Here is a 24,074-nt window from a genome sequence, read left to right on the forward strand (position 1 = left end):
GGAGCGCACCGCAATCCTTAATGATCAAAACGGATCCTGGCGCGAATTGAACCGGCATGTTTGGTCATGACACGGTCGTTGGCGCTAATCGACCGTGATCAATTCCAGGAATTGCTGCAAGACGGCCGATTGATGGCGGTCGCCACGCCAGATGGCGCAGATCGGCGAAGAATATCGAAAGATATCCGGGCGCAGCTCCTTGAAATCGTAGAGTGCCTGACTGGTGCAATGCGTTGGAAAAAAGCCGAGATAAACGCCGGCACCCACCAAGGCCAGAACGGCTTCGGTTTGAAAAACGATCGTTCCCACTGGGAATTTCTGTTTGAGATTTCGGAGCATGCTGCTTTCAAAATAGCCGCGATAAACCAGCGCGTGCTCTAGTATTTCCGCTTCGCTCAAGGGCTCTCCGGCACTGAGTGCAATCGACATCGGATGTTCGCCGGCGCAAAAAAGTCCGACTTCTTCGTCATAGAGACGACGGTATTTCAAACTCGGGTGGCGCTGGTAATCCGGGACAATTCCGAAATGCAGTTTTCCGTCGATGACAGCCCGCTCCACTTCGGCGGGTGTTCCGGTCATCAGGCTCACGTCAACCTCCGGCGCATCGTCCTTAAAGCGACGTATGGCTGAGACAAGGGGATTGCGTTCATCCGACAAGGTGTAGTCGATCATGCCTATGTCAATCTTGCCGACAAGCTGCCGGTTTATGGACGCGACGCTGGTCGCAAACTCATCAGCCGCAGCAAGCAGACGTTCGATATGTTCCAGTGCAATTTCACCTTGCTGGGTGAGTGAAAAGCCGCTTCGCCCGCGATGACAGAGCCGGATGCCGAGGCGCGTTTCCAGATCGGAAATCTGCCTTGATATCGTTGAGGCCCCGACGCCAAGTTCTGTCTGGGCCGCTGAAAGGCCCGAACACTCTATTACCGTTTTAAAGACCCGCATCAGACGGATATCCGCGCCGCTTACGGTTCCTGAAAAAGCATTCTTTCGCCGGGCCATGGATCAACAACACCTCAAAATTTCGCATGCATGTTTATGCAAGTGTTCTTTGGATTGTTCAACTTTGTGACGATTAAAAACCGCCTTATTCAAGTCCAAACGTGTTTTTGAGGAGCGACATATGGCGGACGCAAAACTCGCGGCCCTTAGGGAAAAATTCGGCAATGCCGATGGCGGAACACTGTTCACACCGAAATATCGGAAGATCGCCTCGAAAATATTTGCCGAAGGTGGAAAACGTCCGGCGCCATATTCCGGGATACCGACACTGCTCGACGCTCCGCAATCGACTTTGGAGAGGGCAGGGGAGTTGCAAGTAGCGCTTTATGGCGCGCCAATGGATCTGGGTGTCACAAATCGCAACGGCGCCCGTTTTGGTCCGCGAGCCTTGCGTTCAATCGAACGCGTAGGGCCTTACAACGATGCGCTTGAGACGGCGCCTTTGCACGAAATGCGCGTTGCGGATCTTGGCGATGTGCCCTTCAGCAGCCGGTTCGATCTTGCGCAGAGCCACAAGGAAATCGAAGACTACGTGGCTCAGATCGTATCGGCGGGTGCGATCCCGATCGGGGTCGGCGGCGATCATTCCATCACCCATCCGATCTTGCGCGCGGTCGGGCGGAAAGAGCCTTTGGGAATGGTGCATATCGATGCCCATTGCGACACCGGCGGCGCCTACGAAAACGAGAAGTTTCACCACGGGGGACCTTTCCGCAACGCCGTTCTCGACGGCGTTCTGGCGCCGGAGCGGACGATCCAGATCGGCATTCGGGGTGCCGCCGGGTACATCTGGGAGTTTTCTGAAATGTCCGGCATGACCGTTGTCGAGGCCAAAGACATCACCGATGCGAGTTTTCCGGGTTTGATCGAAAAGGCCCGTCAGGTCGTGGGAAGCGGCCCGACCTATCTTTCCTTTGACATCGACAGTCTTGATCCGGCTTTCGCGCCCGGTACAGGCACACCGGAAATCGGCGGCCTGACGACCCGGGAGGCGCTACGTCTGATCCGCGGCCTCAAGGGGCTCAATTTTGTCGGCGGCGATGTTGTTGAAGTCGCGCCAGCCTATGACCAAACAACAAATACTGCGCATGCAGGGGCTCAAATGCTCTTTGAAATCTTGAGCCTGATGCAGTTCTCTCCCTCCCTTCCCGAAACAGAAAGTGAAACCAAATGACGATCGAACGCCTCGAAAAAGGCAGCCGCATGAGCCAGGCAGTGGTTCACGGCAACACGGTGTATCTGGCCGGACAGGTTGGCGAGGGCCCGGATATGGAAAGCCAGACCCGATCCATGCTTGCGGAGGTGGATCGTCTGCTGGCATCTGCAGGAAGCAGCAAATCGGACATCTTGTCAGCTCAGATCTGGGTTGCCGACATGGCGGATGTCGGCGCCATGAACACAGTTTGGGACGCATGGATAGATCCGCAAAATCCTCCGGCCCGGGCCTGTGTGGAAAGCAAGCTGGTTCTTCCCGAGTTCCTGGTCGAAGTCATGATCGTCGCAGCCAAGAAATAGTCGATAGATGGCAACTCCAGAACGAGCAATTTGCTGACCTGATGGCGTGGGAACTGTTCAACGCCGCGAGCAATTATCTGAATTGCGGCGTTGAAGAAATGCGTGCGCGCGTGCACCCGCTTTGCCGGGTCCACGCTCCAGAAAGTTTTGAATTTGGGGACGCGCGGAACAGGCAGTCGGAGCGGCATACGAGACGCATGACTGGTTGTCGGGTCAGCGAAACACCTTAACTGGCGGCAAAGACCGAAATGCGCGCTGGATCGACAGTCAGGGTTACCAGGTCGCCCACCTGAAATTCGATTTCATCGGAAGCGGAACCGCGCACCCGGATTTCCTGATCCTCAAAGCTGACCAGCCATTCCTTGAAGGCTCCGAGATCGCGGGCAAAGACGACACGTCCTGCTGCTTCCTGATCGGCTTGAGCTGAGCGCAGCGAGATGTTTTCAGCGCGCACAGCAACGTTGACGGCTGTGCCGGGGTCATGATCAACGGCCATTTCCACGGTATTGCCGAAGAGCACAAGCCGGCCATTCTCACCGACCCTGGTCCGGACGAGATTTGCAGCGCCAATGAAATCTGCAACAAGGCTGTTGGCCGGCTGGCGGTAAACGCTGGTTGGCGTTGCTGCTTGCTGGACCTTGCCGTGATCCAGCACGACAAGTTCGTCAGCCAGCATCATTGCCTCGGTCTGGTCATGCGTGACCAGCACGGTCGTGACGCCGAATTTCTGCTGCAGTCGTCGCAGTTCGATCTGCATATTGTCGCGAAGTTTTGCATCCAGCGCAGACAAGGGTTCGTCCAGAAGAAAAAGCTTCGGTTTGATCGCAAGCGCTCTGGCAATTGCCACCCTTTGACGCTGTCCTCCGGACAAGGCCGATACGGCACGATCCGCAATATCTGGAAGCTCAATCACGGTTAGAAGTTCTTCGACACGTTCGCGTTGTTCTTTTGCCGAAGCCTTGCGAAGCTTCAGCCCGTAGGCGATGTTTTGGGCAACGCTCATGTGCGGGAACAGCGCCAGCGACTGGAAGACCATTCCGAAGCCGCGTTTGTGCGGAGGGATATCCGAGATATCGGCACCATCCAGCAACAGGCGCCCTTTTGTGGGCTTTTCAAATCCCGCGATGATGCGCAGCAATGTGGTCTTGCCGCAGCCGGACGGCCCCAACAGACACACAAAAGAGCCTCGCTCGATCTTCAAGTCGATTTGGGTGAGTGCCGTTACCGGTCCGAAGGACTTTGAAACGGCTTCGATGTTCAAATGCGTGTTGGTCACCATGAGCCTTTGTCAGAACAGATTGCCGCGTCCGGCGATCAGCTTGTCGACAAGCACCACCAGGAAGACATCCACCACAATTATGAAGACGGAAAGCGCGAGGGTCGCGGGATCCAGCGACGACACCGTTCGACTGTACATCCATATCGGCAACGTGCTGAGGTCGATTGTGTACATGAAAAAGGTGACGGTAAATTCGTTGAAGCTGATAATCAGCGCAAAGATCAAACCGGCCAGAATGCCGGCTTTCATCAACGGAATGACGACATCCCAAATCGCGCGCAGCGGTGATGCGCCGAGCGAAATTGCAGCTTCCTCGATTTCCACGCTGATGCCGTTCATGGCGCTCAGACAGTTGCGCAAAACAAACGGCAGAACCAGGGCAATGTGCGGAATTGCAATGCGCCAGATGCCGAGGTCGAATTGCAGACTTTCGGCAATCAACAGGAAGGCGATACCAAGCATAACCAGCGGAAACACCAGTGGCAGCGTGAACAGAAGTTCCATGCCTTCGCGCAAATTCCGGTTGCTGCGTGCCAGCGCATAGGCAAGCGGAATACAGACCAGCGTTGATATGACCATGACCAGGAAGGCAACCAGCAGGCTGGTGAAGGTGCTGTCGACGACCGATTGCGCGCTGGATGGATCTTCACTTGTGAACAGCTGCAGGACTTCAACATACCAGCGGAGCGAAAACTCCGTGGGTGGAAAGCTCGAATACTCCGAAGCGGAAAACGACATGATCGTCACAACGATCACGGGCAGCGAGGATATCAGAATTCCGATTGTTGCAAGAAACAGGATGACGAACCGGTAGGTTCCGCCACCTTCCCTTGGGAGAAGGCCGACCCGCATCACCGCGTCTCCTTCGTTGTTGTCGTCAGACGGACCAGCCAGGAGGAGGCAGCGAGTACGAAGATCGTCAGGGCAATCAGGATCATGCCGGCCGCAGCCGCGCCAGACCAGTTGAACAGTGGAGAAATCATATCCCTGATCACCAGACCCATCATCTGTACGCGGCGTCCGCCAAGAAGCAGGGGAATGGCAAACGCGCTGGCGTTGAACGCAAAGACAATGGAGGCGGCTCCGACAAGGCCCGGCCGCAACAGCGGTACCGTGACATCCCTGAAGGTGCGCCAATGCCCGGCGCCCAGGGAACTTGCCGCTTCCAGGTATTCCGGAGAAATGGCTCTCACGGCGCCGACGATCGGAAAGACCGCAAGCGGCAGGGACGTCTGCACCAGTCCCAGCAAGACACCGGTCTCGTTGAACAGCAGGAACAGAGGTCGTTCGATGATCCCCATTGCCTTCAAGGTCGAGTTCAGGACACCGGACGGGCCAAGCAGCAGGATCCAGCCGTAGGCCTGGACCAAAAGGTTCAGGATAAGCGGTAACAGAATGGAAATTGTGAGCAAGCGCCTGAAGAACGAACTGCGCAGCGACGTCATGACAAACGCCAGCGGAACTGCCAGGACCATAACAATAAGCGTTGCGACAAACGCCAGCTTCAGCGTCAGCCAGACGGACCTGCCGAAGAACGGGGTCATCAAGTCGCGATAGGCCTGGATCGACAATCCTTCGATTGTTCCCTGTTCAGAAGACAGGGAAAAACGCAAGATGAAAAAGCATGCCGCCAAAAACGGCAGAATGGCTATAAAAGCAGGCGCTGCGAACAGCAGCGCCTGTTTCCTTGGAAGAAGCTCAGTCGACACGATCGATTGTCACTTGATCCTTGCCTATCAAGACAGGGTCTGCTGGTAGGTCGCAATCCAGTTTTCGCGAACATCGGCGATAAAGGACTTGTCATGAACGACAGCTTTTTCGCTGAGCTGCTCCGGCTTGATGATAAACGGACTTGCCTTGGCAGCCTCACTCATCACCGCCTGCTGGTTGATCGGCCCGTTCAGAACGGCTTCGGCCATCACGCCCTGGACCTTGTCATCAAGCGTGAAGTCGATGAAAGCATGTACGACATCGTCGTCACCAGGCTTGGATTTCGGCACGATCGTGTACATCAGATCCGCGAAGAAACCTTCGTCAAGATCGTAGGTCGCGCCCATGTTGGACTCTGCAGGGTTGGCAAGTTCCTTCGCGAAAAAGGCCGGAGCATAGACGCCGCCGATGTCGAGTGCGTCGGATCTGAAGAGCTCCGAAATCTGGCCCGGGTTCTCTCCAAAGGTCAAAATACCATTGCGCAGTTCGGCAAGCTTCGCAAAGGCAGCTTCTGAATTGGTTCCGTCGCCGCCGATCATCTTGCCGGTCGCGAAGATCGTGTCCAGCGCGTCCGTCCAGGTTGCCGGCGGCAGGAAGAGACGTCCGGAATGCGCAGCGTCCCACATTTCCGCGTAAGACTTCGGCGGCTCCTTGAATGTCTTGGTGTTGTAGATCATTCCGCCGGTCCAAAGCAGATAGCCGATACCGTGACCTTCCGCGCCCGAGCGGAAGCGCGGATCCACTTTTTCAAGATTGGGCAGCATGTTCAGGTCGGGCTTCGCCAGCAAACCGTCTCCGGCAAGTTCAACCGCGCCAACGCCGGCAAGGGTGATGACATCATATTGGGCCTTTCCACCGGACGCCCTGAGTTTGGCAACCATTTCCGAGGTGGAGCCAGTGCGGTCGGCGATGACCTTGGCGCCGGTCATCTCCTCGAAGGGTTTTGCAATATTTTCCAGGATTGCCAGACCCGTATTGTCGGACCAGGTTAAAAGCCGGATTTCCTTGCCGCTGAAATCGCTTTTACCGGCAGCTGTTACGATTGAAGGCATTGCGAGCGTTGCTGCAGATGCTGCACCAGCCTTCAGGATACCACGTCGGGTCAGTTTGAAAGTCACCGTTCCACCTCTGAATTTCGGCCGAATGCGACCGTTTGGAATTGTCAGGGGTAAGCTCCGGCGTTGTTGTTTGCATTACCACTTCATTGAATCGAATAATTCTTGCAAAAAAATACAAGTTTTACGATTTGGATGAAAAATTATGCATGACTGACCGATTTTTTATCAGTCTGGGTCAGAAGTAGCCATTTGGGCGGGAAATCAGAAGCTTGTTTCAAGGTGAAGTGGTCACCCGAAAACCTGCAGAACCCCAGACAATCAGGCGCTCAGGCAAATGAAATTGGAGATTTTGGTCTGTTGGCACCGGATTTGTTTCATCAACGGAAACCGTTACATTCATATTTATCAATGTTTTGATTGATAAGTATCCATTTTAAGGGGGCTTGAGTGATCTATCGTCGGTTTTTGTGCGTGAACAACAAGTGCGCGCGCGCAAATTTCTCAATGCAAACGTGGCAATTTCGAACTTGAATCCGAACCTCATCGACACGGCCACGCCTCCGATCCCGGAGGCGGAAGATTGGTTGTTGGCCTATGACGGCCGGTTTGGCCCGGCGCTCAATCTTAGCCAGGCGGTTCCTGGTGATCCGCCCCCGTCAGAATTTATGGCGAAGATCGCGTCTTCTGCTGGAACCACAGAAGCAACGCGATACGGCGACATTTTCGGCGACCATGGGCTGCGTGCCGCATACGCCGCTGATTGCTCGGAATTGTTTCAGGCTTCGATTGATCCGGCTGAGATCGCAATCACAGCAGGCTGTAATCAGGCCTTTTTCGTTTCAATCATGGCTCTTGCCGCTGCGGGCGATGCGATCATTTTGCCAGCCCCCTGGTATTTCAATCACAAAATGACCCTCGACATGTTGGGCGTCGAGGCAAGACCGATGCCGCTTCTGGCCGAAAACAGTTTCCTTCCGGATGTAGCCGATACCGCCAAACTGATCGATGACAAGGTCAAGGCAATCGTTCTGGTAACGCCCAACAATCCAACGGGTGCCATCTATCCGCCTGATTTGATTACGTCTTTCTTCGAGCTCGCTCATGAACAGGGCATCAAACTGATCCTGGACGAAACGTATCGCGATTTCCTGCACGAAAAGGCTGCACCCCACGGGCTCTTCAGCGATCCGTGCTGGCAGGATACGGTTATCAGCCTCTACAGCTTTTCAAAAAGCTACGCCATTCCCGGACACCGCCTCGGTGCGGTGACCGCATCGCCGCAGGTTCTGAGTGAATTAGGCAAGGTTCTCGATTGCATCCAGATATGCCCCGCACGCGCCGCGCAACTGGCGCTGCCCTGGGCAATGGCAAATCTGAGTGGCTGGCGAATGGAGACCAATGCTCAGATTTCAGAAAGGGCGGGCGCATTCCGCAAGGCTCTGACGCCGCATCCGGCATGGCGTATTGATCAAATGGGCGCTTACTTCGCCTATGTGCGCCATCCGTTTCCCGGTGTTTCAGCTGTCGCAGTCGCAGAGCGGCTCGCAAGTGATTGCGGGCTGCTTGCTTTGCCGGGCAGTTATTTCGGTCCCGGACAGGAGCAGCATCTGAGATTTGCGTTTGCCAATGTTGGCTGTCATGCCATCGCTCAGGTCACGGACCGGCTTGCGGGTTTTCATGAAGCGTCACTCGAAGCTGCTCGGAAATAGGTGTGCAGCATTCTTTTTCGGAGCGCCAATTTCCGTGTTGTGCCGGGGGACAGGCAGGGCACCCTGTTGGCCGTCAGACCTCAGCGGTTGAAAACTGAAGCAACCAGACTGCTCCCGGCTGTTGCGAACAATCCGGCTACGACGCTGTCAATCCAACGGCGCAGACGCAAATAGGCCGTCATGAAGCCGGGATGCGAAAACGCGAGAGCATGCCCGAAGTAATTGAGAAAGCCGATCATAGCGCACAGGACCAGGGGCGCAGCCAGCTGTTCGATCGGGGCTTCTATATCCAGTCCCACAGAAAGAGCAGCCATCCATGCCACAACTGCTTTGGGATTGGAAAGGTTCAGGACCAGTCCCCGGACGAACCACTTTCCACGCGAAACATTCTCTGTGACGGGTTTTACGGAGGCTGCTGCCGCGCGAGCAGATTGGAACGCGAGCCAAAGCAGATAGCAGCCACCGAAGAACTTGAATATGTAAAGAACTGTCTCTGAGGCCTGCAGTACAGCTCCCAATCCCGACGCTGCAACCATCCCCCAAAACGCCAGCCCGACGCCGAGTCCGAAGCCAAACTGAAGCCCAAGTTTTCGCCCGCTCCGCATTGCCACGGTTGCCACGGCTATGTTTGCGGGCCCAGGTGAAATTGTTACGACCAGGAAGGCCGCAAGGATAGTTGTAAGGTCTGCAATGTCCATCGTGCACCTGCCGCATCGTTTGTGTGCCGGAAAAGATAGCTTCTAACTCAGGGCCAAATGGATCTAAGGTCACGGTGAACCGGGACATGGTGCCCGGAAATTGACCTGATGAGGTGCAGTTTGCCCAGAACACTTGATAAGCTTGATAGGCAAATTCTGGAGCATCTGCAGGCAGGAGGAGCGGCGGCAGCACGCGAAACCGCCGAGGCGGTAGGGTCTTCAAAATCCGTGGTGCAACGGCGCATCAAACGGCTGGAGGAAGAAGGGGTCATCCTGGAGCGGGTTGCGGTTGTCGATCCGCAAAAATGCGGACCGCTCATGACTTTCCTCGTTGAGGTCGAGATCGAACACGAGCGGGTCGATCTTCTCGACGACTTTCGAAAAACAGTTTTGCGGCTGGAAGAAGTTCAGCAATGCTACTATGTGACCGGCGCGACTGATTTCATGCTTGTGGTCGTCACAAAGGACATGGAGAGCTTCGAGGCGCTCAGCCGGCAGGTTTCACCGAAAATCCGAATATCAGACGGTTCGAGACCAAGGTCGTTGTCGGCCAGGTAAAGGCCAGCCTGAGGGTCCCGTTGTTTGCCGATTGACCAGATTTGGAGCCGACTATCATGCCTTGCTGCATCCGGTCTGTTCACCGCATGCCTGCTGGAATGGCAACGCCATAAGTGCAGCGCCTGCGAGTTGATGCCGGCGCGTTCTTTTGAATGCTCGCACATTCGACAGGCGTTGGATTTAAACGGCTAGTGTGCGCCAGTCCGGCAAACAGCATGAAAAAGTGAAAAGCTAAAGCCCAAGCGCGCGCATCTGCTGGGACATTTGCGTGAAGGAACCGGCCACGTGCTTGTTGATTGCGGCCTCCGCCCGGACAGCGTCATGGGTTCGGAATGCTTCCAGCAGCTCTTGATGTTCTTCCATGATTGTCTGGTATCTCACCGGGCTGATGCGAAGTTTCGCGCCGTGAACATTCAGTGCCTTGCGCAGCTTTTTCCAAAGATCGGCGGCGACCTGATTGTAGTGACGGCGGCAGATGGCCCAGTGAAACTCGAAATCCAGCTTTCTGAACTCGATGAGATTACCGGAAGGCACCTCTTCTATCTTGCGCTGGATCTCTTCCATTTCCTCGATCATTTCGGGCTGTGCATAGTCGGCGAACCACGAAACGAAGTAAGGTTCCAGAAGTTGCAGCACCTCGAATATGTTCTGGATCGTATTCGCATCGCCTTGCTTGACGACTGCCCCCCGATTGGGATGGATCTCTACGAAGCCTTCCCCCTGCAGTAGCCTTAGAACTTCCCGGATCGGACTGGTGCTGACGCCGAATCTCGTCGCCAGTTCAGACACTTTCAGTCGCTGCCCCGCTTCCAGACGACCGCTCGAGATTTCCTCCAGGACCGCCTCATATAGGGTTTCTTCCTGATCGTTCGCCTTGTTAAACGCGTTCATACTTTCCTCTCGCGCATTTGCCTGGCGGATCCGTCAGGTTGCCGGGGCATTTCAAAAGCAGAAACCGGGCCGTGATACAGGACCTTTTTTCTGTCGCGATGCGTACCTGCACCACACAAGCTCCCGTTTTCAAAGACTATCTGGTAGCAGTCTCGCACATTCTCCACAATCAATCCTTTTGTTTTTTCATTGGTTTCGTTCGATAATACTCTTATTAAAAAGCATTAAATCAATCAAAAAATCTATAAAAAGAAAAAAATAGTCGACGATCTTGAAAGGATCGTGTAGCTTTTCAAGAGTGCATTCGGAAGGAGCAGGACATGCCGGAGATGTCGGAGACTGTTGCATTGGAGGCGGTGCCGGTCTCGAAAGGGTGGGAAGACAAGGCCGCCCGCATCACAACAATTACCCCTGTTCTGGCGCGCGTTGGAAAGCGCAATCAGCTGCTTGTAAAGCTGGTGACGGAAGACGGGTTGACCGGATGGGGCGAGAGCGGTCTTTCGGGCCGTGAACGCGCGGTTTCGGCGGCCGTGGATCACTTTGCAGCCTTTCTGGAAGGTCAGGATTCAAGAAAGATCGGACGCATTTGGCAGGAATGCTATCGAAGCCAGTATTTCGAAGGCGGGCGCGTCCTGACAGCTGCCATCTCGGCGATCGACATCGCGCTTCACGATGTTCTCGGCAAAAGGCTGGGCGTTCCCGTCTATCAGCTTCTGGGAGGCCGGCAGCGCGATGTAATACCCACTTTCGCAAGCACGATGGGTCAGGATCGGCAGGAGCTGCTTGAGCACACACATAAGCTCATCCATGCCGGTTGGGACTGTGTTCGGATTTATCCGTCGAATTTCGACAGGGGTGAGGTTTACAGTCCCAGGACCAGCCTTCCCGAAATTGCGGACGATCTGAAAGCGATGCGCGAGGCCATCGGGCACACGGTGACGCTTGGCATCGACCTTCATCACCGGCTTAGCGTCGCGGAGGCCGCGAGTTTCTGCAACATGCTTCCGTCCGGGACACTTGATTTCTTAGAGGAGCCCATCAGGAGCGAAGCGCCTGATGCCTATGCCGTATTGCGCGGCATGACCGACATTCCCTTTGCGGTCGGTGAGGAGTTTTCATCCAAGTGGCAGGCGGCGCCGTTTCTGGAAAAGGGCCTTACCCAATTCATGCGCCTGGATATCTGCAACATTGGCGGGTTCACGGAGGCAATGAAAGTTGCCGGATGGTCTGAACGTTTTTACGTCGATCTCATGCCGCACAATCCGCTCGGGCCGGTCTGCACGGCTGCGACCGTTCATCTTGCGGCGGCCACACCCAATTTCAGCTGGCTCGAAACGCGTCAGTCGCCCGTCGAAAATCTTGGTTTCCACGACACCGGAATTTTCCCGGAACAGGTTCAGCTGGAGGGCCCGGTCTATGTGGTGCCGGACAGCCCCGGTCTCGGTGTCGAGGTCGATGAAGATGCCATTACGAAACAGGATCCAACACATGTAGAAGCGCCGCATCTAAGGCGCCCGGACGGCTCGGTCACCAACTGGTGAGCGGGTGACTGTCGTTCAGGAAAGAGGAGGAATGAATGAGCAGCCGGAGAAATCTGAAAGCGTTTCTTGCAAGCGGCGTAGCGGGGACCTGCCTGGCATTGTCCGTCGCTGGAAGCGCTTGGTCCGCCGACTATAACGAGGCTCCAAACCTTGCAGAGCGCGTCAAGGCCGGCGACCTGCCCGCGGTGGATGAGCGCCTTCCAAAATCTCCGATGGTCATGCAGCCGCTGGAAAAGGTTGGTGAATACGGCGGTACGCTCCGGCGCGCCATCCTTGGAGGAGGGGATCAGCACAACATTGTTCGCCTCATCGGTTCGGAGAACCTCATCCGGTGGAGCCCGGACTGGTCCTCGATCGAACCGAACATAGCGGAGAGTTTCGAGGTCTCGGACGACGCAACGACCTTCACGTTCAAGCTGCGCGAGGGAATGCGCTGGTCGGATGGCGAGCCTTTCACCGCTGACGACATTCTGTTCTGGTATGACGTACTTCTCGACGAGCGTCTGACACCTTCGAAACACCCGAATTTCGTGGAAGCGGCCGGACCGGTCAAAGTCACGAAAATCGACGATACGACTGTCGAGTTCAAATTCCAGGAACCCAACGGCCTGTTCCTACAGAACCTGGCCTATGGCTTCGGATACTACGTCGTGAACTATCCGAAGCATTATCTCTCGCAATTCCACATCGAGCATAATCCCGACGTTCAAAAACTCGTGGACGAGGAACCAGCGGCGGCGGACTGGGTTCAACTCTTCAACCTGAAGGCCGGGCCGATGCACACGCCGATTTTCTGGCAGAACCCGGACCGGCCGACACTGCACCCATGGCATCTGACCAATGCCTACGGATCAACGGAGCGGGTCGTCGCCGAACGCAATCCCTATTTCTGGAAGGTCGATCCGGACGGCAATCAGCTGCCCTATATCGACAGGATAACCTGGGATCAGGTTGAGGATGCCGAATCCATTCTCCTGAAGGCCTTCAACGGTGAAATCGACTATATGGCGCGCCATATCGGACGCCCGGTCAACCTGGCTGCGCTGACCGATAACAAGGAACGCGGCAAGTATGATTTTTACCAGGTCGGTGACATTCCAGGTAGCCAGACCACGGTGATGCTCAACCTGAACAACGCCGATCCGGTCAAGAACGAAATCGTCAATAATCTCGATTTCCGCAAAGCCGTCAGCCACATGATCGACCGGGAAGAGATCAACGATATCGTCTACCTGGGCGCCGGCCGGCCCGTGCAGACAGCACCCCATCCTCTGTCGCCGTTTTATAACGAGGAGTGGGCGACGCGGGACACCGAGTTTGATCCGGAGCTTGCAGGCCAACTGCTCGACAGCATTGGCCTCGACAAGAAAGACGCGGACGGATACCGCCTCGGACCGGATGGCGAAAGGTTTACACTGGTCTTTCTCATCGCCGATGTCTTCGGCTGGCAGTATCCGGACGTCATGGAACTCGTTTCCGGTTACGCCAAGGATGTCGGTCTCGATTTCCAGGTGCGTGCAAGCGACAGGTCGCGGTTGTTCGAAATCGTCAGTTCGGGTGAACACGACGCCTATATCTGGAATTGTCCGGGAGGGCTTGTCGACGCATATGCCAACCCGGACTGCTATCTGCCAAGAGGGCAGGCAGTCTTCTGGGCGCCTAAATGGGCAGCCTGGGGAGCGGATCCGAGCACTGGTGAAGAACCACCGGAGCATATCAAGAAACTGTTCGAAATCTACAAGGGTGTGACGTCGACCGCCGATCCTGAATTGCAGGAAAAGGCTCTTGTGGAACTGATCGACAATGCAAGCAAACAGCTGCTGACGGTTGGCCTGATCCAGAGCAACGGGGCGTTCGGTATCGCGCGTCAAAACCTGCACAATTTCGCGGATCCGATGCCAATCGCAGGGCAACTTTGGACACCTGCGCCCTATACCGCACAGTTCTTCTTCGAAGGCGGGGACAACCTTCCCTGACGCGGTTCGTGATCCGGTCTGCTATCCTGTACGGCCGGATACACTCGTCGCGGGGCCCGCCCAGTCCTCCGGGCAGAGCCCCGCGGCTCTTTCTTTTCGTCAACCAGCGCCTTGATCGGCAGTGCAGGTAATGCTCGGTTTTTTATATCGCAGGCTTCTCTACATGATCCCGACCGTCTTTCTGATTTCGGTCGTGACGTTTGCAATCATCCAGCTGCCACCTGGAGACTATCTTGACACCCTGGCTGCCGAATTGAACGATTCCGGCGGGCTTGATGAAGGCACCATGCAGGCCCTGAGGGACCAGTACGGTCTGGGCCAGCCGATGTATGTCCAGTACATCAAATGGATGTCCCAGATTGTTCTGCACGGCGATTTTGGCATCTCCTTTGAAAAGAATGTGCCGGTGAACGATCTGATCTGGGACCGGCTCGCCTGGACCTTCGGTATTTCGCTGATGACGCTTTTGTTCATCTGGATGACCGCCTTGCCGATCGGCATTTATTCCGCTGTTCGCAAATATTCCTTCGGCGACTATGTCGCGACCTTCTTTGGCTTTGTCGGCCTGGCGGTGCCGAATTTTCTGCTTGCCCTGGTGATGATGTATCTTGCGTTCAAATATTTCGGGCAGAGCGTCGGGGGGCTGGTCAGTCCGCAATATCTCGAACAGCCCTGGACCTGGGACAAGTTCATTGATCTGCTGGCGCATATCTGGATGCCGATCGTGGTCGTCGGAACTTCCGGCGCCGCCGCGCTGATCCGCATCATGCGCGCCAACCTGCTGGACGAATTGTACCGCCCCTACGTGGTGACGGCCCGGGCCAAGGGAATGTCGGAGTTTCAACTCCTGCTTAAATACCCTGTCCGGGTTGCGCTCAATCCGTTCATCTCGACGATCGGCTGGATCTTGCCAACGCTTGTGTCCGGAGAAATCATCGTCGCCGTCGTGATGAACCTGCCGACGACGGGACCGCTGCTGCTGCGGGCTCTCCTGGTGCAGGACATGTATCTCGCCGGCTCCCTCATCCTTCTTGTCAGTATCCTGACGGTGTTCGGCACGCTGATTTCCGACCTGTTGCTGGCCTGGATCGATCCGAGGATCCGATATCAATGACTGTAGAAACCGTGAGCCAGCCCGTTGAAAATGCCGAGGAGAGAGCCCCACAGCTTCTGGGGCCATGGGCGCTCATGTGGCGCAAGTTCAAGCGTCACAGGGTTGCTTATGCCAGCTTGTGGGTGACCGGCCTGATCTACTTCATGGCGCTTTTCGGCGATTTTCTTGCGCCCGAGCAGATCGATGAGACCAATCGGCGCGGCATCTTCGTGCCGCCGCAGGGCATACACTTCTTTGTCACCGAAAAGGACGGATCGAGCAGGTTCCTCCTGCATGCCAAGTCGCTCAAGATGCAGGTGGACAGTGCGACCATGCGGCGAAGCTATGTCGAACGTCCGGACAAGGTGATCCCGCTTGGGTTCTTCGTGAAGGGCTACCCTTACAAGATCCTCGAACTGATCCCGGCCGATACCCACTTTTTCGGGCCGGTCGCCGAAAAAGACGTTGTTTATTTCCTCGGTTCCGACCGGCTTGGCAGGGATATACTGAGCCGGATCATCATAGGCACCAAAGTGTCCATGTCCATCGGCCTTGTGGGCATTGCGGTGTCCCTTGTGATTGGCGTGTCTCTGGGGGGGCTGTCGGGGTACTATGGCGGCTGGGTCGACACGCTCATACAGCGCCTTGTCGAGTTTTTGAGATCGATCCCGACCATTCCACTGTGGATGGGGCTAGCAGCTGCGATACCACTCGGCTGGCCTCCGCTCCGGACCTACTTCGTCGTTACCCTGATTGTCTCGATGATTGGCTGGACAAGTCTTGCAAGAGAAGTCCGGGGCAAGTTTCTGTCGCTCAGAAACGAAGACTTCATTGTTGCCGCCAGGCTGGACGGTCTCACGGACTGGGAGATCATTCGCAAGCACATGGTTCCCTCCTTCTCCAGTCACATTATCGCATCGCTTACGCTGGCCGTGCCTCTGATGATCCTGGCCGAGACGTCGCTTTCGTTTCTGGGTATCGGTCTGCAGCCGCCAATCGTTTCCTGGGGCACATTGCTGAAGGAAGCCCAGAATATCCGCACGATTATCGAAGCGCCGTGGCTCCTGATCGCGCCCGGTTCGATGATCATTGTCGCCGTGCTGGCACTCAACTTCCTTGGAGACGGCCTTCGAGATGCCGCAGATCCGCATGCTCACTGATCTTACGGAAAACGATCGCCAGGACGCGTCGCCGCAAGAATTACCGCTTGTGGAGATCCGTGGCCTTAAGACGCACTTTCACACCCATGACGGCATCGTCAAGGCGGTTGAAGGGGTGGATCTCGATATCCACGCGAACAGAACCCTGTGCATTTTAGGGGAATCTGGATGCGGCAAATCCATCATGGCGCGATCGATCCTGAGGATTGTCGACACTCCGGGTAAAATCGTTGAGGGAAGCATTCTCTACCGGCCCGGCGACGGCCGTTCCGTGGACCTGGCAAGGATGCGGGCTGGCTCTCGGGACTTGCGCGACATTCGCGGCCAGGACATCGCAATGATCTTCCAGGAACCGATGTCTTCGCTGGGACCGATCACCAAGGTCGGCAAGCAGATTGTCGAGACGATCCTGCTGCACCGGAAGGTGTCGAAATCCGAGGCAAAGGAGCAGGCAATCGAACTTCTGGACAAGGTCGGCATTCCGCGCCCTTCGGAACGTTTCGAAGCCTATCCTTTCGAGCTTTCCGGCGGCATGCGGCAGCGGGTGATGATTGCAATGGCGCTGTCCTGCCAGCCGCGGCTTCTGATTGCCGACGAACCGACAACGGCACTCGACGTGACGACACAGGCACAGATCCTGGACCTGATTGCGGAACTGAAGGATGAACTCCAGATGGCGGTCCTCCTGATCACACATGATCTCGGAGTGGTGGCGGAAGTCGCCGAAGATGTGGCGGTCATGTATATGGGCAAGATCGTTGAGAAGGGCGATGTGTTTTCAATCTTCGAAAACCCTCTGCATCCCTACACACGCGCCCTCCTGAATTCGGTTCCCAAGATCGGTCAGGCGAAACAGCATCGGCTTCCGGCTATTCGAGGGATGGTTCCGCACCCCCTTGCAAGACCCAGCGGCTGTGCTTTCCGCACGAGGTGTGACGCGAGTATTCCCGGACTTTGCGATGTGAAGGAGCCTTCGCTGGAGCGCTGCGGACCGGCAGAGGTTGCCTGTTTCCTGAAACAGGAGGAGGTCGGAGGTGACTGATACGATCCTGCAAGTCCGTGACCTTGATATGCATTTCCCGATTGGTGGCAGCTTCTTCGGAAAACCGTCCGATATTGTCCGTGCGGTGGACAATGTCAGTTTCGATGTCAAACGTCGGGAGACATTCGGGATCGTCGGTGAAAGCGGCAGCGGCAAGACCACGCTTGGCCGCTGTATCATGCGTGTCCTCAATCCGTCCGGCGGCAGCATCCTTTTAAACCGGAACGAGAGCGCGAGCGTTGAGCTTTGCGCGGCGAGCAGACCGCAGCTGCGCGAAGTGTGGAAAGACATGCGAATGGTTTTTCAGGACCCGCAGTCGTCACTTAATCCACGGCTTCGCGTCTTGGAGCTGGTCGGGCAGTGCATCCGGAAATCCGAGGGTCTGGGCGGCCGGGAGCTTGCCGACCGCGTCGCCGATTTGCTCCGGCAGGTCGGTCTGAGGCCCGAGTTCTTAATGCGGTATCCGAACGCGTTTTCCGGAGGCCAGCGACAGCGATTGGGAATTGCGCGCGCGCTGGCGACAAATCCGGAACTGATCATCGCGGATGAAGCGGTCTCCGCGCTGGATGTCTCCATTCAGGCACAGATCCTCAACCTTCTTCAGGACCTGCAGGATCAGTTCGATCTGACTTATGTTTTCATTGCTCACGATCTTGCTGTGGTGGAACATATCTGCGATCGGATTGCCGTGATGTATCTGGGTCAGATCGTCGAACTGGCCGAGACAGACGAGCTGTTTCGCGCGCCGAAACACCCTTATACACGCGCCCTTTTGAATGCCGTTCCCGTTCCCGACCCCCGGCTGCGGCGGAAGACGAAAGTGTTGGCCGGCAAGCCCGCAGATGACCCGGATGCGCACACTGGGTGCCGGTTTGCCGCGCGCTGCGCGCACGCAACAGACCTTTGCAGAACAAAGACACCGCCCCGCAAAAAACTCGGGACCACCGACGTACTTTGCCACTTTGCGGGAGAGATCTAAGGAGCACCTTTTGCAGGACACCGATCCAAAAACGAAGAAACCGAACGTCATCCTGATTTCAACAGACCAGCAACGCGGTGATTGCATCGGTCTGGACAAGCGGCATGTCAGAACGCCCAATATCGACAGGATCGGCAAGACAGGCGTGATGTTTTCCAAATGCATTACGCCGCATCCCATGTGCCAGCCCGCCCGCGCGTCCATCCTGACCGGCAAGCTGCCCTATTCGCATGGTGTACGCGACAATGGCCGCAATCTGGCGCAGGAGTTCGGTGTTGAGGGCCTAGGCAGCATTTTTCAAAATGCCGGCTACGAAACGCGCTTTATCGGCAAGGCTCATTTTGCAAGCAACGAGACGTTCGCTCCGACCGGTACGCCGGAGTGCTATCACAGCACTGCGGACTTCTCCGCGGACTGGGGAGGGCCTTATTTCGGGTTTCAGCATGTTGAGCTGATGTTGCGGCCCCATCATCATTGTGTGTGGCAAGACGCGCCGTACACCTTGCATTATGAAAACCATCTGGACGGAGACGGATTGGGCCGCGTGCGGTGGGAGCGGGCCAAGAAAACCGTGCCGCCGCAGTCATCCCACTTTCAGGCCTGGCGTTCGGCGCTCGAACAAAAATGGCACTCTTCACCATGGATCGGCGACCGGACCGTCGATATGATCCAGAAGAAGGAAGAAAAACCCGTTTTTGCCTGGGTTTCGTTCCCCGATCCCCATCCTCCCTTTCTTGTGCCGTCTCCCTGGAGCGATCTCCATCATCCTGACGAAGTCGATATTCCGATCCACCGGGACCTCGATCTTGAGAACCGTCCCTGGTGGCATCGTGCATTTCTGGAAAGCCCCGTCCGGCGCAACACCAAGCGGGAGCATGCACAGGATGGCAAGAACTGGGGCGTGACAGAACCTTTGAGCGAACGTCAGCTGAGGGACATTACAGCGATCTATTACGGGATGATCGCCTGGGTCGACGAACAGGTCGGAAGGATCCTAGATGCGCTGGAGGAAACGGGCGAAATGGAAAACACGATTATCGTCTTCATCAGCGATCACGGCGAATGGCTCGGTGACCATGGCCTCCTGCTGAAGGGGCCGATGCTCTATGACGGGTTGCTGCGCGTGCCCTGCCTCATGTGCGGGCCTTCGATTGCTCAGAACCGCCGCATTGACGATCCGGTCTCAACGGTCGATCTCAGGCAGACACTTGCCGATCTGTGCGGGTTTGAGGTTTCCGGCGACAATGGAAAGTCGCTGTGTCCGCTCATGGATGAGAGCGAAAACCGGGACTTTGCCTTGAACGAATGGGAGGTTGATCCGAGTAGAAGCGGCGTCGACATGGACCTGATGACGGTGCGCAGTCATCGCTATCGCATGTCCGTGGACCTGAAATCGGGTGCAGGTGAACTCTATGATTTCGAGTGTGATCCAGCCGAAATGCAAAACCGTTTCGACGACCCGGCCTACAAGGCTGTTCGGCGCGAGCATATGGACATGATCAGATCCCGTCCGGGCGATCAGGTTCCCGTTGCCAGAAGGGTCGGATGGCACTGAAGGCCGCGGTCTTTGCAGTGACGCAATTCGTCAGGTGCCGCGAATTATAAGTTGGGCTTCAAATTCAAACGTTCGTTCAGCGGCGCTGTCGTTGCCATTGTAACGCAGGACTTGAAGGGTCTGTTCCGCAAGGGGGGTGACAGGGACGCTGATTGTGGATATGCCGCCCTCGATCCAGGTATAGAATGACGGATCGCCGTAACCTATGAAGGCGATCGCTTCGCCGGGTTTCTTGCCGGACGTAAGGAGCGCATTCAGAGCGCCGTTGGAAATCTCAAACCCCCCGCACACAATGGCCGTCGCCCTTTCTTTGCGGATCAGCGCGTTGGCCGAGGCGCCTCCCATACTGAATGATGGTGGCGCGGTTTTGACAAGATCCGGATCCATTTCGAGACGGCATTTTTCAAGCCCGCTCAAATAGGCTTTCAACCGGTTCCGCCCCGAGGAAAGGCTGGAATGCGCACCGATATAGGCGATGTGTTTGTGGCCTTGGCCGTAAAGGTGTTCAACGGCATCTGAAATCGCGCGTGTATCATCTACGAGAATGGCACTCTCGCTGCCATTCATCGGCCGTTGCCGGATCAGTTGAATGACGTTGATGCCGTCGAGATGGACCGGTGTTTGAGTTTCCTCCGCCTTTGCGACAGGGGCAGGAACCACAACAACGGCTTTGGCCTGAACCTCGCGAAGTTGCTGTAATGCGTGCTGTTCCGTGACGAAGTCGTCATTTGTCAGATGAATGATAAGCTGAAACGCAAACGTTTCGCAGATGCTGGCAAGTTCGTTGGCAAACCGCGCATAAAACTCGTTGACAATATTGGGTAGCAACAGCCCGATGATCTTGGTGCCGTCGCCGCGCATGGCCATCGCCGCAGCGTTTTTCACATAGCCCAGTTCCGCAGCTCTTTTTCTGACAAGGTCACGCGTTTCCTTCTGGACGTTCGGGTGGTCCGAGAGCGCCCTGGACACGGTCATGTGCGAAATGCCGAGATCCCTGGCAATGGTTTTGATTGTTACCCGAGCCGCCACGGGGAGGTTCTCCATTTTTCTTGGTTGCGCAAACTATGGCTTGACAGAGCCGATAGTGCAATGGCAAATGTTCACGTGAACATTGATTGCTGACGAGGCGACAGAAACGGAAAATGCCGGCAGACCTGCGAAACAGATGCGAACGATTGGCAGCGGAGATCGGTTTGGTGGAACCTTCCGCGATTACCGAGGTGTTGCCGCTGACCGGCGGAGTTGCCTCGGACATCGCGATGGTAGACGCAGGCGACAAACGGTTCTGCATCAAGTTCGCGTTGCCGAAGCTCAAGGTGGCGGAAGACTGGCATGCGCCCGTTCACAGAAACAGGGCGGAATACGAGTGGCTTCGGACGGCAGCACAAATTGCGCCGGAGTGTGCTGTGAAGACGTTTGGCCGTTCCGATGACCTGCACGGTTTCGCCATGGAATTTATCTCAGGAGACGCAGTTTCACTCTGGAAAAAAGATCTCCTGGAAGGAAAGTCGGACAGTGCCAGACCGGCAGCCGTCGGAGGTCTCGTCGGCAGGATACACGCGGCATCCAGCAGGCCGGACTTCGACACCGCGCCCTTCCAGAACAGGGATGACTTTCACGCGCTTCGCATCGAGCCTTATCTTGTGTTCACGGCCGGAAAACATGCTGAAGTTTCTTCCGAGCTGCGGCGGATCGCGGAGAGCCTTTATAAGACTTCCAAGGTTCTCGTGCATGGAGACGTCAGTCCGAAGAATATTCTGTTCAGGGCAGGAAAGCCGATCATTCTGGACGCTGAATGCGCGACCATGGGAGCGCCGGAATTCGATGTTGCTTTCTGCCTGAACCATCTTGTCCTCAAGGCGCAGCACGTTTCCTCCCTTCGCGCCGACCTTGCCACGCACGTAAATGCGCTCTGGTCCGCCTACGCGGAGACAGTCAGCTGGGAGCCGGAAACCGAGCTGGAAGCAAGGGTCAGCCGTCTTTTGCCGGCCCTTTTGCTGGCGCGGGTCGATGGAAAGTCTCCGGTCGAATACCTCGATGAAGGTTCGCAAGGCGTTATCCGCGACGTATCGCTGAGACTTCTGATGACCCCCAAATCCACCATCGTTGGCGTTGTTGACGAACTGCTTGATACATGGAAGGGCGATAATCCGTGACTGCAATTCACTCGGTCAAAGGACGGCGCGTATGGGATTCGCGCGGCAATCCGACAATCGAAGTCGACGTGCGCCTGAAAGACGGTTCTCTCGGCCGGGCGATTGCGCCGGCCGGGGCGAGCAGGGGGACGCGCGAAGCGCTTGACCTGCGCGATGGTGGAAACCGGCTGCAGGGCAAGGGCGTTGCAAACGCATTGCGCGGCCTCAACGAAACAATCGCACCGGTTCTGATCGGAATGAATGCAGCCGACCAGTTGTCGATCGATCAGAAACTCATCGCCCTCGACCCGACGCCGATCAAGCAAAACCTCGGGGGCAACGCAATGGTCGCCACGTCCCTGGCGGTACTTCATGCCGCGGCCGCGAGCGCTGGCAAATCGCTCTGGCAATACGTTGCCGATCACTATGGTTGCGCTGCGTCGCTGCCCCTGCCTGAGATCCAGATTTTCGGTGGCGGTGCGCATGCAGGACGGCGGGTCGACATCCAGGATTTCATGATCATGGTGCCGGGGGCAAAGAGCTTCGACGAGGTCATGGAAGTGACCAACGAGGTTTATTTTGCCGCCGGTGACCTTATGTCGTCGCGTGGCGGTCTTGCCGGCGTGGCGGACGAGGGCGGTTGGTGGCCCGAGTTCAAGAGCAATGAGGAAGCCCTGGAAACGCTGGTTCTTGCCATTGAGAAGGCTGGCGAGAAACCGGGCGATCGTGTGGTGATCTCTCTCGACGTTGCCGCCTCGGAGTTCGGTCGGGAGGGCCGTTACCGTCTGGCGCTCGAAGATCGGGAAATGGACAGCGGAGAGCTGATCGATCTGCTGGGAAACTGGCTTGATACCTATCCGATTGTCTCGATCGAAGACCCGCTTGGCGAGGACGATACGCCGGGCATGGTCGAATTCACGAAGAGGCACGGTGAAAGCGTGCAGATCATCGGAGATGACTACCTGGTCACGAACGCCAATCTCGTCGAACAGGCCAAGGCCGATCGAGCCTGCAATGCCGTTCTGGTCAAGGTGAACCAGGCGGGAACGGTCAGCGAGGCCGTTCAGGCCTTCTCGGCAGCCAAGCAGGCCGGTTGGGGCGCGATTGTGTCGGCTCGTTCCGGCGAGACCGAAGATGTCTCGATCTCTCACCTTGCAACCGGTCTTGGATGCGATCAGCTCAAAGTCGGATCCTTCACGCGATCGGAACGCATGGTGAAATGGAACGAGTGCCTGCGCATACAGGAAGAACTGGGAACGGATACGTTCGCCGCCGGCCGCGCATTGCGTGGAACATGGTGGGGCACGAAGCAAACGGGAATGAATAGATGAAGTTCATGAGACTGGGCGACCCCGGTAAGGAGACCCCTTGCGTTCTGGATAAGGAAGGCGCGGCCAGAGACATTTCGGGCATGGTTCCCGATATTTCGCCCGAAACCATTTCAGGACTGATGGAGGCTGTCTCGCGCTATGATCTGAGCGCACTACCGTCCGTTGGCCAGGACGGTGTCCGGATCGCGGCACCTGTCAGTCAGCCGCGCAATATTTACTGTATCGGGCTGAACTACAGCGACCATGCCCGGGAAGCGGGAATGGATATTCCTGAAGAACCGATCCTGTTCAACAAGGCCTCCGGAACCTATTGCGGCCCCAACGATCCGATCCTCTATTCGCCGAAAATGACCAAACTCGACTGGGAAGTCGAGCTTGGCATCGTAATCGGGCGTCCGACACTCAATGTGTCGAAGACCGAAGCGCTTGATTGCATACTGGGTTACACGCTCGTCAATGATGTGTCGGAGCGTTCCTGGCAGCTTGAGCGCGGCGGTCAGTGGGCCAAGGGCAAGAGTTTCCCGAATTTCTGTCCGACAGGCCCCTGGATCGTCAGCGGAGACGAGGTCGGCGATGCGCGTGAACTGCCGATGTGGCTGGATGTCAACGGCACCAGAATGCAGAGCGGCAACACGGCAACGATGATTTTTGATCCGGCAACGATCGTCAGTTACCTGAGCGAGTTCCTGCGTCTGGAACCGGGAGACCTCATTTGCACGGGGACGCCGCCTGGTGTCGGGGCAGGCATGAAACCGCCTGTCTGGCTGAAAGTTGGCGACACGGTTTCTCTCGGGATCGAGGGGCTGGGAAGCCAGCAACAGTCAGTCGAGGAGCTTTAGGAG

At 56.4% G+C, this 24,074-nt stretch carries 22 protein-coding genes; 14 read left to right on the forward strand and 8 right to left on the reverse strand.

Annotated elements, in window-relative coordinates; genetic code table 11:
* Positions 1 to 84 precede the first annotated feature (84 nt).
* Positions 85 to 1,002 (reverse strand): LysR family transcriptional regulator, encoded by a 918-nt coding sequence (locus tag Q0915_RS01255; protein ID WP_299472582.1) that lies wholly within the window; start codon positions 1,000 to 1,002, stop codon positions 85 to 87.
* A 121-nt stretch (positions 1,003 to 1,123) separates the two neighbouring features.
* Here Q0915_RS01255 and speB point away from each other — a divergent pair, with 121 nt between their 5' ends.
* On the forward strand, positions 1,124 to 2,176 hold the full coding sequence (gene speB, locus Q0915_RS01260; RefSeq protein ID WP_299472583.1) for an agmatinase: 1,053 nt from the start codon (positions 1,124 to 1,126) through the stop codon (positions 2,174 to 2,176).
* Positions 2,173 to 2,517, forward strand: a complete 345-nt coding sequence (locus tag Q0915_RS01265) for a RidA family protein (RefSeq protein ID WP_299472584.1) — start codon at positions 2,173 to 2,175, stop codon at positions 2,515 to 2,517. The genes speB and Q0915_RS01265 overlap by 4 nt, the downstream gene beginning before the upstream one ends.
* 226 nt (positions 2,518 to 2,743) lie before the next feature.
* Here the strand turns inward: Q0915_RS01265 and Q0915_RS01270 are convergent, their stop codons facing one another.
* Genes Q0915_RS01270 through Q0915_RS01285 form a run of 4 tightly spaced genes read right to left on the reverse strand, consistent with a single transcriptional unit; the run spans position 2,744 to position 6,624 of the window.
* Positions 2,744 to 3,796 (reverse strand): ABC transporter ATP-binding protein, encoded by a 1,053-nt coding sequence (locus Q0915_RS01270; RefSeq protein WP_299472585.1) that lies wholly within the window; start codon positions 3,794 to 3,796, stop codon positions 2,744 to 2,746.
* Positions 3,797 to 3,805: 9 nt separating this feature from the next.
* The gene (locus Q0915_RS01275) at positions 3,806 to 4,648 is read right to left on the reverse strand and encodes an ABC transporter permease (RefSeq protein ID WP_299472586.1); all 843 of its coding nucleotides are present in this window, start codon (positions 4,646 to 4,648) and stop codon (positions 3,806 to 3,808) included.
* Positions 4,648 to 5,505 (reverse strand): ABC transporter permease, encoded by an 858-nt coding sequence (locus tag Q0915_RS01280; protein ID WP_299472587.1) that lies wholly within the window; start codon positions 5,503 to 5,505, stop codon positions 4,648 to 4,650. The genes Q0915_RS01275 and Q0915_RS01280 overlap by 1 nt, the downstream gene beginning before the upstream one ends.
* 27 nt (positions 5,506 to 5,532) lie before the next feature.
* Entirely contained in the window at positions 5,533 to 6,624 is a 1,092-nt protein-coding gene (locus Q0915_RS01285) for an extracellular solute-binding protein (protein ID WP_299472588.1), read from the reverse strand.
* A 422-nt stretch (positions 6,625 to 7,046) separates the two neighbouring features.
* Here Q0915_RS01285 and Q0915_RS01290 point away from each other — a divergent pair, with 422 nt between their 5' ends.
* Positions 7,047 to 8,273, forward strand: a complete 1,227-nt coding sequence (locus Q0915_RS01290) for an aminotransferase (protein WP_299472589.1) — start codon at positions 7,047 to 7,049, stop codon at positions 8,271 to 8,273.
* 80 nt (positions 8,274 to 8,353) lie between these two features.
* On the opposite strand, the gene Q0915_RS01295 is transcribed toward Q0915_RS01290, so the two are convergent.
* Entirely contained in the window at positions 8,354 to 8,971 is a 618-nt protein-coding gene (locus tag Q0915_RS01295) for a LysE family translocator (RefSeq protein ID WP_299472590.1), read from the reverse strand.
* A gap of 120 nt (positions 8,972 to 9,091) precedes the next feature.
* Between Q0915_RS01295 and Q0915_RS01300 the strand changes: the two genes are divergently transcribed.
* Positions 9,092 to 9,529 carry an Lrp/AsnC family transcriptional regulator gene (locus Q0915_RS01300; protein WP_299472591.1) on the forward strand — a complete coding sequence of 146 codons (438 nt, stop codon included), beginning with the start codon at positions 9,092 to 9,094 and terminating at the stop codon, positions 9,527 to 9,529.
* Between the two features lie 231 nt (positions 9,530 to 9,760).
* On the opposite strand, the gene Q0915_RS01305 is transcribed toward Q0915_RS01300, so the two are convergent.
* Positions 9,761 to 10,420, reverse strand: coding sequence for a GntR family transcriptional regulator (locus Q0915_RS01305; RefSeq protein ID WP_299472592.1), 660 nt, complete (start codon positions 10,418 to 10,420; stop codon positions 9,761 to 9,763).
* 320 nt (positions 10,421 to 10,740) lie between these two features.
* Between Q0915_RS01305 and Q0915_RS01310 the strand changes: the two genes are divergently transcribed.
* The 7 genes from Q0915_RS01310 (at position 10,741) to Q0915_RS01340 (ending at position 19,766) form a co-directional block, all read left to right on the forward strand.
* Positions 10,741 to 11,961: a mandelate racemase/muconate lactonizing enzyme family protein gene (locus Q0915_RS01310; RefSeq protein WP_299472593.1), complete on the forward strand. Its 1,221-nt coding sequence runs from the start codon at positions 10,741 to 10,743 to the stop codon at positions 11,959 to 11,961.
* A gap of 35 nt (positions 11,962 to 11,996) precedes the next feature.
* On the forward strand, positions 11,997 to 13,937 hold the full coding sequence (locus Q0915_RS01315) for an ABC transporter substrate-binding protein (RefSeq protein ID WP_299472594.1): 1,941 nt from the start codon (positions 11,997 to 11,999) through the stop codon (positions 13,935 to 13,937).
* Between the two features lie 130 nt (positions 13,938 to 14,067).
* Positions 14,068 to 15,051, forward strand: a complete 984-nt coding sequence (locus Q0915_RS01320; protein ID WP_299472595.1) for an ABC transporter permease — start codon at positions 14,068 to 14,070, stop codon at positions 15,049 to 15,051.
* Positions 15,048 to 16,190, forward strand: coding sequence for an ABC transporter permease (locus tag Q0915_RS01325; protein ID WP_299472596.1), 1,143 nt, complete (start codon positions 15,048 to 15,050; stop codon positions 16,188 to 16,190). The genes Q0915_RS01320 and Q0915_RS01325 overlap by 4 nt, the downstream gene beginning before the upstream one ends.
* Positions 16,180 to 17,232, forward strand: a complete 1,053-nt coding sequence (locus Q0915_RS01330; protein WP_299472597.1) for an ABC transporter ATP-binding protein — start codon at positions 16,180 to 16,182, stop codon at positions 17,230 to 17,232. The genes Q0915_RS01325 and Q0915_RS01330 overlap by 11 nt, the downstream gene beginning before the upstream one ends.
* Positions 17,225 to 18,211: an ABC transporter ATP-binding protein gene (locus tag Q0915_RS01335; RefSeq protein ID WP_299472598.1), complete on the forward strand. Its 987-nt coding sequence runs from the start codon at positions 17,225 to 17,227 to the stop codon at positions 18,209 to 18,211. The genes Q0915_RS01330 and Q0915_RS01335 overlap by 8 nt, the downstream gene beginning before the upstream one ends.
* A gap of 10 nt (positions 18,212 to 18,221) precedes the next feature.
* Positions 18,222 to 19,766 (forward strand): sulfatase-like hydrolase/transferase, encoded by a 1,545-nt coding sequence (locus Q0915_RS01340; RefSeq protein WP_299472599.1) that lies wholly within the window; start codon positions 18,222 to 18,224, stop codon positions 19,764 to 19,766.
* 30 nt (positions 19,767 to 19,796) lie between these two features.
* Here Q0915_RS01340 and Q0915_RS01345 read toward each other — a convergent pair whose 3' ends face one another.
* Positions 19,797 to 20,795, reverse strand: coding sequence for a LacI family DNA-binding transcriptional regulator (locus tag Q0915_RS01345; protein ID WP_299472600.1), 999 nt, complete (start codon positions 20,793 to 20,795; stop codon positions 19,797 to 19,799).
* A gap of 167 nt (positions 20,796 to 20,962) precedes the next feature.
* Between Q0915_RS01345 and Q0915_RS01350 the strand changes: the two genes are divergently transcribed.
* From Q0915_RS01350 to Q0915_RS01360, 3 genes are read left to right on the forward strand one after another with little or no spacing between them, the layout of a single operon-like run.
* Positions 20,963 to 21,922, forward strand: coding sequence for an aminoglycoside phosphotransferase family protein (locus Q0915_RS01350; protein ID WP_299474635.1), 960 nt, complete (start codon positions 20,963 to 20,965; stop codon positions 21,920 to 21,922).
* Positions 21,919 to 23,232, forward strand: a complete 1,314-nt coding sequence (eno, locus tag Q0915_RS01355) for a phosphopyruvate hydratase (protein ID WP_299472601.1) — start codon at positions 21,919 to 21,921, stop codon at positions 23,230 to 23,232. Before Q0915_RS01350 ends, eno begins: the two co-directional genes overlap by 4 nt.
* Positions 23,229 to 24,071 carry a fumarylacetoacetate hydrolase family protein gene (locus Q0915_RS01360; RefSeq protein WP_299472602.1) on the forward strand — a complete coding sequence of 281 codons (843 nt, stop codon included), beginning with the start codon at positions 23,229 to 23,231 and terminating at the stop codon, positions 24,069 to 24,071. Before eno ends, Q0915_RS01360 begins: the two co-directional genes overlap by 4 nt.
* Positions 24,072 to 24,074: the final 3 nt, after the last annotated feature.

This window comes from uncultured Roseibium sp., from assembly GCF_947494555.1.
Classification (GTDB): domain Bacteria; phylum Pseudomonadota; class Alphaproteobacteria; order Rhizobiales; family Stappiaceae; genus Roseibium.